General features: G+C 38.3%; 13 protein-coding genes. All 13 read right to left on the minus strand.

From position 1 onward, the window contains the following. Positions 1-453: 453 nt before the first annotated feature. Entirely contained in the window at positions 454-1,827 is a 1,374-nt protein-coding gene (locus AC3AX0_RS02015; protein WP_487548632.1) for a PhoH family protein, read from the minus strand. 369 nt (positions 1,828-2,196) lie between these two features. Then, positions 2,197-2,607, minus strand: coding sequence for a F0F1 ATP synthase subunit epsilon (locus AC3AX0_RS02020; protein WP_487548633.1), 411 nt, complete (start codon positions 2,605-2,607; stop codon positions 2,197-2,199). Between the two features lie 36 nt (positions 2,608-2,643). Beyond that, a complete protein-coding gene (gene atpD, locus AC3AX0_RS02025) occupies positions 2,644-4,056 on the minus strand; it encodes a F0F1 ATP synthase subunit beta (RefSeq protein WP_487548634.1) in 1,413 nt (470 codons plus the stop codon). Between the two features lie 17 nt (positions 4,057-4,073). Beyond that, positions 4,074-4,940, minus strand: a complete 867-nt coding sequence (atpG, locus tag AC3AX0_RS02030; RefSeq protein ID WP_487548635.1) for an ATP synthase F1 subunit gamma — start codon at positions 4,938-4,940, stop codon at positions 4,074-4,076. 31 nt (positions 4,941-4,971) lie between these two features. Then, on the minus strand, positions 4,972-6,480 hold the full coding sequence (atpA, locus tag AC3AX0_RS02035; protein WP_487548636.1) for a F0F1 ATP synthase subunit alpha: 1,509 nt from the start codon (positions 6,478-6,480) through the stop codon (positions 4,972-4,974). A 19-nt stretch (positions 6,481-6,499) separates the two neighbouring features. Continuing rightward, positions 6,500-7,042, minus strand: a complete 543-nt coding sequence (locus AC3AX0_RS02040) for a F0F1 ATP synthase subunit delta (protein ID WP_487548637.1) — start codon at positions 7,040-7,042, stop codon at positions 6,500-6,502. Further along, positions 7,042-7,539 carry a F0F1 ATP synthase subunit B gene (atpF, locus tag AC3AX0_RS02045; RefSeq protein WP_487548638.1) on the minus strand — a complete coding sequence of 166 codons (498 nt, stop codon included), beginning with the start codon at positions 7,537-7,539 and terminating at the stop codon, positions 7,042-7,044. Before atpF ends, AC3AX0_RS02040 begins: the two co-directional genes overlap by 1 nt. A 51-nt stretch (positions 7,540-7,590) precedes the next feature. Beyond that, positions 7,591-7,857: an ATP synthase F0 subunit C gene (atpE, locus tag AC3AX0_RS02050; protein WP_132243380.1), complete on the minus strand. Its 267-nt coding sequence runs from the start codon at positions 7,855-7,857 to the stop codon at positions 7,591-7,593. Between the two features lie 40 nt (positions 7,858-7,897). After that, positions 7,898-8,428: an ATP synthase F0 subunit C gene (gene atpE, locus AC3AX0_RS02055; protein WP_487548643.1), complete on the minus strand. Its 531-nt coding sequence runs from the start codon at positions 8,426-8,428 to the stop codon at positions 7,898-7,900. A 45-nt stretch (positions 8,429-8,473) separates the two neighbouring features. Beyond that, entirely contained in the window at positions 8,474-9,205 is a 732-nt protein-coding gene (locus tag AC3AX0_RS02060; RefSeq protein ID WP_487548639.1) for a F0F1 ATP synthase subunit A, read from the minus strand. Beyond that, the gene (locus tag AC3AX0_RS02065) at positions 9,205-9,612 is read right to left on the minus strand and encodes an ATP synthase subunit I (RefSeq protein WP_487548640.1); all 408 of its coding nucleotides are present in this window, start codon (positions 9,610-9,612) and stop codon (positions 9,205-9,207) included. The genes AC3AX0_RS02060 and AC3AX0_RS02065 overlap by 1 nt, the downstream gene beginning before the upstream one ends. A gap of 38 nt (positions 9,613-9,650) precedes the next feature. Continuing rightward, positions 9,651-9,872, minus strand: a complete 222-nt coding sequence (locus tag AC3AX0_RS02070) for an AtpZ/AtpI family protein (RefSeq protein ID WP_487548641.1) — start codon at positions 9,870-9,872, stop codon at positions 9,651-9,653. A 711-nt stretch (positions 9,873-10,583) separates the two neighbouring features. Beyond that, on the minus strand, positions 10,584-11,608 hold a 1,025-nt coding region (wecB, locus tag AC3AX0_RS02075; RefSeq protein WP_487548642.1), incomplete at its 5' end, for a non-hydrolyzing UDP-N-acetylglucosamine 2-epimerase.

Raw genomic sequence — 11,608 nt, forward strand, 5'->3', positions numbered from 1 at the left:
GAAGTAGCAACTCCTGATGAAGCAAGACAGATACTTGGTTTAAAATAAGAAAATACAAGAAATAAATAATAAGAGACAATACTAAGTAAATTCTCCGAATAAAACAAAGCTGTGATGTATGAACTAAGTTCATGAATCACAGCTTTTTTATAATGTGGTACGGTGAATCGTATCATAAATAGGCTATAAGCCGAAATTAAGAATATTATAGCTTATCAATTTCGAAGTAAAATTCAATTATCAAATTCTTGTTTCAGTATTCTCTTAATGTTATAATATAACTATATCAAAGCATTTTATTTGGGGTGGCCAATATGCGATTAAACGAAATTTCGGTCTTAAGAAGAAATAATGAAACCCAAAAGACCAGCGATAAACGTTATATTTTCAACGAATTATGCTGGTCTTATCTTTTGATTATATACAGTAAAAACAACTATTTCCCTGGAATGACTACATCCTCTTTGAAGACTCGTATGCCAGCAATGATCTTTCACAATCCTTCTCAGACAGTGAAACCTGGTAGCAAAGTCCACTTCCCTTCATCTTTTCAGACGCATAGGAAAGGCCATTAGTTCTTGAGTCAAGGAATGGATGATCTATCTGGTCAGGATCTCCTGCCAATATGATTTTCGTTCCTAATCCTGCTCTCGTTATTATTCCCTTTACCTGTCTAGGTGTAAGATTTTGGGCCTCGTCTATAAGAACCCACTGATTTACAATGGAACGTCCCCTTATGAAAGCTATTGCCTCCGTAGTTAGAACTCCATTTTCAAAAAGTTCCTTTATCTTAAACGACAAATCCACATCCTGGGTGAATTTCTTCTTAGACTCAAGTGACATGAGAATTTCCAGATTGTCTATTATAGGTCTCATGAAAGGTGCAATCTTTTCCTCTTCCGTTCCAGGAAGAAAGCCTATGTCTTCGTCCATTTTAATATTTGGCCTGCAAACAAGTATCTTTCTATAGAACTTGCTGTGCTCGTGAAGTATCTTGTGGAGACCTACAGCCATTGAATAAAACGTCTTTGCAGTTCCTGCAGGTCCTTTTATTATTACGAGAGGAGCTTTGTCCGCATCCTGCATCAGTGATTCCTGTATGAATTTCTGATATACGCTTCTTGGGCTTACACCAAAGGGCTTGTCTGTATCGTATTTGAGAGGTACAATCTTTTCTCCGTCAAACCTTCCCAATGCTGAATGTTTCTCGTTAGTATTTGATTTTATTATGAAAAACTCGTTCTTCGTGGCTTCGTATACAAACTTTTCATATTCTTGTGTATACTTGAATACCTGATTGGGCAAAATAAATCCATTCTTGTAGAATCTAGTAATGTCAATATCTTCTGCAACAACCTCTGCTACTCCCTTATACTGTTCATCATAGTTGGGAACCTGCTCTGCGAAGAAGTCCTGTACATTGATACCTATTACTTCTGCCTTTATTCTCAGGAATACGTCCTTCGAAACAAGGATTACATTTTCTCCCTTGTCTATAAGTCCCTTACAGACCCTTAGTATCCTGTTGTCGTTCTTGTGCTTCATCCAGCTGTCTGGAAGTTCGATATTGGTGTAATTTAGTTCAATCCTTATTGACCCTCCACCTGGTAGCTTCACTCCTTCAATGAGATTCCCCGTTTTTCTAAGGTCATCCATTATCCTGGCAGCTTCCCTTGCATGGGCTCCAAGATCAGAAGATTCGCTCTTGAACTTGTCCAGTTCTTCTAAAACAATATCAGCAATTACAATATCATGCTCGTCAAATTGATACAGTGAATATGGTGTCTGGAGTATTACATTAGTATCTAGTACAAAAGTTTTTTTCATGCGGGATACCCCCTATATATTGTGTTTGTTAATATATATTATACTATATCAAAAGGACTTCTGCCATTACTATTGTGTTACAGTTGCATTCATGGCAAGTAAAGTCAACAAAACGGCTACGTGCGTCGTACCTGTATGTGGATGTTATCCGAGTCAAAAGTTAAAACAAGAAAGCAGCTTTGCTGCGTTAACCCGGTCACAGCGACATCGTCGCGCTAGATGTGAAGCAGATAGTGACCAGAGCGGTTATTAAGATGCGAAAGAAAGTTCCCTTAACCGCATAACACCAACGCTTCAAGGGGTTATGCATATTTTAACTTTCTTAAGCTATAAAAAAACCGGACAGGTTATATCCCCATCCGGTTTGTTTTAATGTCTGTTTGGTATCTTTGCGGTACCGATTCTGGTAGCAGCTTTTTTGAGTGCTATTTCCGCTCTTAGAATATCAAGCCCTTCTGTCTTTTGTTCAAGCCTTTCAACCGCTCTTTTCTTAGCTTCTTCGGCTCTCTCAACATCAATTTCATCAGGCCATTCGGCAGTATCACTGAGAATTACAACCTTCTCCTCCATTACTTCCATATATCCTTGAGACAATGCAGCATTCTTAAACTGACCGTTATCCTTTATTCTGACCTGTCCAATTGCCAAAGGAGTTACAAAGGGTTCATGGTCTTTTAATATCCCCATTTCTCCTTCTGCTCCTCTCACAACTATCATGTCAGCTTCTCCCTCATAGAATACTCTATAGGGAGTTACAATTTCCAGCATGAATTTAGCCATGAATTCACCAACCTTTCTTAATATCCTCTAAGGATATTAAGCTTCTCTCTGCATCTTCATTTTTGCAGCTTTTTCTATAACTTGATCTATAGTTCCAACCATGAGGAATGCCTGCTCAGGCAAATCATCATGTTTTCCTTCAAGTATTTCCTTGAATCCTCTTATTGTTTCCTTAAGCGGAACATATACTCCAGGAGAACCTGTGAACTGCTCTGCAACATGGAAGTTTTGAGACAAGAAACGCTCAATTCTTCTCGCTCTTGATACTGTTATCTTGTCTTCGTCTGACAACTCGTCCATACCAAGGATTGCAATTATATCAAGAAGCTCATTGTATCTTTGAAGAACTTCCTGTACGTCCCTTGCAACTTTATAATGCTCTTCGCCTATAATTACAGGGTCAAGTATTCTAGAGTTTGAATCAAGAGGGTCAACTGCAGGATAAATACCTTTTTCAGATATTTTTCTTGAAAGAACAGTAGTTGCATCAAGATGTGCAAAGGTAGTTGCCGGAGCCGGGTCAGTAAGGTCATCGGCTGGTACATATACAGCCTGTACCGAAGTGATTGAACCTTTCTTAGTGGACGTGATTCTTTCCTGAAGCTGTCCCATCTCAGTTGCCAGCGTAGGCTGGTATCCAACTGCTGAAGGCATACGACCAAGAAGTGCAGAAACCTCAGAACCAGCCTGAGTAAATCTGAATATATTGTCTATAAACAGAAGTACGTCCTGTCCGTCTTCATCTCTGTAATGTTCCGCCATTGTAAGTCCTGAAAGCGCAACTCTCATCCTTGCTCCAGGAGGCTCATTCATCTGACCGAAAACCAGTGCAGTTTTGTCGATAACACCTGATTCAATCATTTCATAATAAAGGTCGTTTCCTTCCCTTGTTCTCTCTCCAACACCAGCAAAAACTGAAAGTCCACCGTGCTCAATTGCTATATTGTTTATAAGCTCCTGGATAAGTACAGTTTTACCAACACCTGCACCTCCGAAAAGACCTATCTTTCCACCTTTTGAATATGGGCAGATCAAGTCAACTACCTTGATTCCTGTTTCAAATATTTCAGTGCTTGTACTTTGATCTTCGTATAAAGGTGCCTCTCTATGAATAGGTGATCTTCTTACACCTTCAACTTGAGGTTTTCCATCTATAGGCTCTCCAAGTACGTTAAACATTCTTCCAAGAATTTCCTTGCCTACCGGTACAGATATAGGTGCTCCTGTATCTATAGCTTCCATGCCTCTTGTAAATCCATCAGTAGAGTCCATCGCTATACATCTTACTGTATCGTCTCCAGTATGCTGAGCAACCTCAACAACTACAACTCTATCTTCAATATTTATATTAATGGCAGTTAGAAGTTCAGGAAGATTGCCTTCACTAAATTCAATATCTATTACAGGACCAATTACCTGCTTAACCCTGCCTATATTTAATTCAGCCATTTAATCACTTCCTTTCTTTAATTTTGTGCATCCGCACCTGCTACAATCTCTGATATTTCCTGTGTTATTGCAGCCTGTCTAGCTCTATTGTAAATCAACTGAAGATCATCAATCATTTCCTCAGCATTGTCTGTCGCACTTTCCATCGCAATCCTTCTTGATCCCGATTCACTGGCCGATGATTCGACACATGCCCCATATATTACAGAATTCATGTATTTAGGCACCAGGTACTCAAGAACCGCTTCCGGTGATGGTTCATATCTGAATATTACAGGGAATTCATCCTCTGCCAGCTTCTCTTCCTTGTCATCCAATGTTACAGGCAACAAGGTAAGGGCTCTAGGCTCATATGAAATAGTACTGATAAATTCAGTATAAACTACTTTTATTTCATCAATTTCCTTATCACAGTACATTTTCACTACCATATTACTTATATCCTGAGTAACCTCAAGAGAAGGTGTCTCTGAAACTCCAATATATGAATCAACAACTTCATAGCCTCTGGCATTGAAGTAATCTCTTCCCTTGGATCCTATGGTTATAATCTTTGCACTACTTTTATCATTCACACTTTGTTCAACCAGCTTGCAGATATTGGAATTATAGCCACCGGCCAATCCTCTATCACCTGTTATTACAATATAAAGAGTACTGTTAACTTCTCTATTGTCAACAAAAGGATGTCTGATTCCCTTGGAGTGTGTCATTATTTCTGTTATTGAATTTAATATTTTATTAAAATACGGTTTTGATGCATCAAGCTTGGTTCTAGCTCTTTTGAGCTTTGCAGTCGCAACCAGTTCCATAGCTTTTGTAATCTGCTTTGTGCTGGTAACACTTTTGATCCTTCGCTTGATATCATTCATATTCTGACCCAACTCTTCACCTCCTGACCATCATAGCCAGTATTTAGGCTAGAAAACCTTTTTTGAATTCTGCAACAGCTGCATCTATCTTGCCTTTGGTTTCATCATCCATTTTGGAAGATTCTTTAATGACTTTACCTATTTCAGGATAATTAGTATCCATAAAATCGAAAAATTCATTTTCAAATACTCCTACTCTGTTGACAGGTATATCATTCAACAATCTCTTGTTTGCAATATATATCAACATTACCTGATTTTCAACCTTAATAGGCACATACTGAGGCTGCTTGATTATTTGCATCAATCTTTCACCGTGGTCAAGAGTAGCCTTAGTTTCAGGATCAAGTTCCGATCCAAACTGTGCAAATGCAGCAAGCTCCCTGTACTGGGCAAGCTCAAGCTTAAGCATACCTGCAACAGATTTCATTGCCTTAATTTGTGCAGAACCACCAACCCTTGATACGGAAAGTCCCGCATTGATTGCAGGTCTATGTCCAGAATTGAACATCTCCGTCTCAAGGAATATCTGACCGTCTGTTATTGAAATAACATTTGTAGGAATATATGCAGAAATATCTCCTGCCTGTGTTTCTATTATTGGAAGTGCAGTTATTGAACCACCTCCGAATTTATCGTCTAGTCTAGCAGCACGCTCAAGAAGTCTTGAATGCAGATAGAATACGTCTCCAGGATATGCTTCACGTCCCGGTGGTCTTCTCAGCAACAGTGACATTGCACGATATGCAACGGCATGCTTTGAAAGGTCATCATATACTATAAGAACATCCTTGCCGTTGTACATAAATTCTTCACCAATTGCAACACCTGAATATGGAGCAAGGTATTGAAGCGGTGCCTGTTCACTTGCTGTTGCCGAAACAACTATTGTATAATCCATAGCTCCATTATTTTCAAAAGTTTCAACTATTTTGGCAACTGTTGATCTTTTCTGTCCTATGGCTACGTAAATACATATAACATCCTGACCCTTCTGGTTAAGAATAGTATCTACGGATATGGCAGTTTTACCTGTTTGTCTGTCGCCTATTATAAGCTCTCTTTGTCCTCTACCTATTGGTATCATGGAGTCGATTGCCTTGATACCAGTCTGAAGTGGTACCGTTACAGATTTTCTAGCTATAACACCTGAAGCTTTTGCTTCAACAGGTCTATACTTGTCCGTTTTTATTGGTCCTTTTCCATCGATTGCTTGTCCTAAAGAGTTAACTACCCTACCGATCATTGCATCACCAACAGGAACTTCAACTATCCTCTTGGTTCTCTTTACCGTGTCACCTTCTTTGATTCCTTTATCACTACCCATCATAACACAACCAACGTTATCTTCCTCAAGGTTAAGTGCCATACCGAATATACCGTTATCGAAATCAAGGAGCTCACCGTACATACAATTTTCAAGACCGTGGATTCTTGCAATACCGTCACCAACTTCAATAACAGTACCTACATCTACAGTATCCAGCTTGGCGTCATATCTTTTTATCTGTTCTTTGATTATTGAACTAATTTCTTCTGGTCTTAGACTCATTGCTTATATCACCCCTGTCCTATACTATTATTTCTTTCAAACTTATTTGTAAATTATTCAGTTTTCCTTTAAGTGTACCGTCAATAACTTGGTCTCCAAGTTTGATCAATACTCCACCTAGAACACTTTTGTCTATTTCATTTATCAATTCGACTTCTTTTCCTGTAATTGATTCAAGTTTCTTAGTTAAAGAATCCTTTTCATCTTTTCCAAGTAGAACAGTTGTAATGGCAGTGGCTTTCACAATACCCTTATGTTCATAAATCAAATTTTCAAATTGTTCAACTATTGAATACAAATCCTTGACCCTTCTCTTGTCAAGAAGTATCTTCATGAAGTTGTTTATTTCGTTGGTGGCCTTGCCTTTAAAAACTTCATCAACAATTTTCTTCTTTTCTTCAGTGTTGATTTTAGGAGATATAAGTATCTCGTAAAAATCCGGATATTCCCTAAACATGTCTCTGACAACTTTGAGTTCTTCCATAAACACATCTAGATTATTGTTATCAAGTCCCACCTCGAACAAAGCCTGAGAATATGTTTTAGCTACTAATTCTGCCATTAATTATCCCCTACCTGTTCTATGAATTTGTTGACAAGTATTTTGTTCTTCTCTTCGTCAACTTCACTTTCAAGCACTTTTGTTGCTGCCAATATAGCCAGTGAAGATATTTCATCCTTAACTTCATTGATGACTTTCTTCCTTTCCAGCGCTATATCCACTTCAGCTTTTTCTTTTTGTTTTTCAGCCGCTTCTCTTGCTTCCTTAAGGATTCTGCTTGACTTTACATCAGCATTTTTTGTAGCAATTGAAACAATTTCTCTTCCTTCATCTTCAACAGATTGAAGCTTTTCAATATACTCTACCTTGAATGTCTCAGCTTCATTGCTAATTCTTTCAGCGTCGTTTAATGAATCGAAAATACTTTTTTCTCTTGCTTCTATAACTTCAGTAACTGGAGCAAACAAGAATTTTTTCAAAAGTAAATACAAAATGAATGTATTAAGAATCTGAAAAACGAATGTCCAGTTTAATTCTACTAGTCCTGCTTTAAGCATTCAGCTGCCTCCTTTCATTATTCTTATAGGAAATTATCGAGTTTTCCTATATTAAAGCAATCCAATAAGTGGGTTTGCAAATAATAATATCAAGGCTACAATTAGACCGTAGATACCAGTTGTCTCGGCAACAGCTGCTCCAAGAAGCATTGTTCTTACTATATCACCCTGTGCTTCAGGTTGTCTTCCAACTCCCTCTGCACCTTTACCTGCTGCGTATCCCTGTCCGATTCCAGGTCCTATACCTGCGATCATTGCCAAGCCAGCTCCTATTGCTGAACATGCTAGTATTAAAGCTCTTCCTGTGATTGGTTCCATTATTTTTTCCTCCTAAAATTCAAATTTAATAGATTTTATATTAAAGTAATTTTGTTAGTGGATTCGCAAACATGAGTACAAGTGCAACTATAAGTGCATATATACCAGTTGTTTGAGCCACTGCTTGACCTAAAAACATTGTTCTTACTACTGCTGATTGAAATTTAGGTCTTCTTCCAACAGCTTCTACACTTTTCCCTGCTGCATAGCCCTGTCCAATTCCCGGGCCTATTCCTGCTATCATGGAGAATCCTGCTCCTATGGCTGCAGCTGCAAGTATTATTCCTGCTCCTGATGCCGTTACAAGGGGATTACCATACAAGAGGATCAATGCAACTACTAGAGCAAGTATACCGGAGGTTTCCGCCACGGCCGCACCTAAAAGCATAACCATCGTAACCTGTTTGCTAGCTTTTGGATTGACACCAACAGCTTCGGCACCTTTGCCTGCTGCATAGCCCTGTCCAATACCAGGTCCAATGCCTGCAATCATTGCCAGTCCCGCTCCTATGCATGATGCTGAAAGGATAAGAACTTTCGGTTCAAAGGTTGCAAGCCAGTTTAAAAACATTTGAATAAAATTGACGTTTTCCAATATCGCCCCTCCTTCCTTTGTTTAATCCATTGCCATTGATACATTTACCATGGTCAACATAGTAAATATGAATGATTGTAGTACGCCTGCGAACAAATCAAAATAAATATGAAGCACTGCAGGAATACCTGTTTGAAAAATCGGTGGTGCTGCGGGTCCTAAAACTTTGACACTTAATGCTTCCAATGCACCGTATATCAAATTCATGATAATAAGTCCACCTACTATGTTTCCGAATAAACGAAACCCAAGTGAAATCGGCGTTGCCAGTTCTCCTATAATGTTAAGGGGTAGCATGGGCGCCAATGGTTCTGCGAATCCTTTCAAGTATTTTCCTATACCCTTCCTTCTTGCACCACAGATATGAATCATGGTGAAGGTAATCATTGCAAGTCCCATGGTTGTATTGACATCCGCTGTAGGAGGTCTAAAACCAATCAAGCCTGCTAAATTCGCTATAGCTAAAAATATCAAAATAGTTCCCATATATGGTGAAAAACTTTTCTTGTCTTCTCCCATTGTTTGCGCTGTCAAATTGTTTATGGCATCAATAAGCATTTCAAGAACAATTTGTCCTCTTCCAGGCACCTTTTTCAGGTTTCTGGTTGCCTTGATGGACAGTAAAACAACTACAGCCATTATCAGCCATGTTACCGTAACAGTTTCTGTAATTTTAAAAGTGCCTAAAACTTCAAGAAATTTAATTTTCACTCCCGAATCCCAGACAATATAAGGGCCAAATCCAGTATCCATCACTTTTCCTCCTTTCTTCTAAAAATTCTTTTATAATATTCCTTGTCATTAAATACGTTAGTGACAAGTATTATAAACTTAATAGACAATAGTCCTATGACTGTTGCCAGTGCGTTGATATAGTCTGCTTTAATAGAGACTATTAGCACCACGGCCATTATGCCAAACCTTATAAAATAACTTATGGATGCATAGGCCTGGGCGCCTCCAGGGTTCATCTTAACAGCTTTTTCAACTGTCCTTGCCAGTTGCATGAAATTCAGTATGCCTATGAGACCTCCAAAAATATAGCCGTAGGTCCATTTTAAAGGTTCATTCAAAAAAAGGAATGAAAATACTATTAAAACGCATAATACAATCAAGTTGATCTTTATTATCTTCACTTGCAGTTCTGCTGTTCCGTTCATAATTCACTCCAATAACTTTAATAACTAACATACTTCAATCACTTCTTCTTGTTGTCCTTCATTGCAATTTTGTACAAATTCATAAAGGCTGCTCCAGTTCCCAGAATGATACATATGAGAAGAAATTTATTCCCTGTACCAAGTTTATCGTCTAAAAAACGACCTACGAGAAGTCCTCCAAAGATGGGGACTATCATCATGATGCCTATTTGGGTTATAAGCGCCAGGTTTTGGAAAGTTTTCATTTTATTATTATCCATGCCGCCACCTCAAGAAAGCAGCTTTCGCTGCGTTATCGACAAAGTCGATATTCAAACCGCGAAGGAAAGTATCCTAATCCACATATCACAATAATTCACAGTGATATGTACATTTGACTTTCCTAGGCTAAAACTAAATAATCTGTGTATATTTTTATTAATCATCAATATTCAATTTTCACGCGGCCAAGAAACAGCTCCGCAGTGTTAACTGCATAAACAGTTATTAAGACGCGAAGGAAAGTTTCCTTAAAGCATAACACCAACACTTCACGGGGTTATGCATATTTTAACTTTCCAAATCTAGAACAAACGCCACATAAAAAAGTATATATCTTTTTTATTGGGAAATCAATACATTCATTGCTTCAAATACAACTAAATTTGACCATCGTTTTCCCGAATACATAATCTTCAAATTGATTTTAAAAAGCACGTATAATACTTTATACAATTCATTTTTCCTACAAAAAAAGAGCAACAAAACAAACGCATCTTACGCGTATTCGCTTAATTACTCCATACTATACAAAAACACAACTCTGTCCAACACAGCGATTTCTCACGTTAGTGTTCCACTCAATCTTTACTATACAATCAACATAATGAATATTAACATAATTAACAGTCCGTGTCAATGGAAATCGGGAATATTTTGTTAAAAATATAACAAACCAAAAGCGAACCCTTTTCAGAGTTCACTAATTGATATTATTTATTTAAAAGTATATCTCGTATTCTCTCAGCTGACTTTCCGTCACCGTAGGGATTTACCGCATTTGCCATTTTTTTGTAACTTTCTTCGTTCCTGACAAGGTCCGTTAACATTTCATAAACTGTCTCTTCTTCAACTCCTGCAAGTTTTGCAGTTCCTGCCGTTATTCCCTCAGGTCTTTCTGTTTCTCTTCTTACGACGAGAACCGGCTTTCCAAGAGACGGGGCTTCTTCCTGTATTCCACCGGAATCAGTAACTACTATATGACATTTCCCTATCAGATTTGCAAAAGGAAGATAATCAACAGGCTCAATCAGATGAACCTTGTCATTTTCACCAAAAACTTCCCTGGCGATTTCCCTTACTTTGGGATTAAGATGTACCGGATAAATAACCTCTACGTCTTCATTTTCCTCTACTACCCTTTTTACCGCAGTAAAGATGTTTCTCATTGGCTGACCCAGGTTTTCCCTTCTATGGGAAGTAAGAAGTACAACCTTATTGTTTTCATAATCTATTTCGTTGAGGAGGTCGTCCTCAAATACATATTTGTCGTCAACAACCTGAAACAATGCATCTATTACCGTATTTCCAGTAATGAATATCTTATCCTCGGGATAGTCTTCCTTTAAAAGATTATCCCTCGAATTTTCAGTTGGAGCAAAATGGTATTCGGTGACCACTCCAGTCATCTTCCTGTTAGCTTCCTCAGGATACGGTGAATGGATGTTTCCACTTCTAAGACCAGCCTCTACATGGCCCACTTTCACACCATTGTAAAAACCTGTAAGGGCTCCAGCAAAAACAGTAGTAGTATCACCCTGTACCAAAAGTACGTCAGGGCCAAACTCCTTGATGACCTTCTCTATACCCTTCATTGCCCTTTCGGTAATCTGCGAAAGAGACTGGCCGTGCTCAAAAATATCCAAATCATAATCAGGCTCTATATCAAAAATCTTTAAAACTTGATCAAGCATTTCCCTGTGCTGCGCCGTAACACAAACCCTGTGGTCTATTTCAA

The sequence above is a fragment of the Dethiosulfatibacter sp. genome (assembly GCF_983023055.1).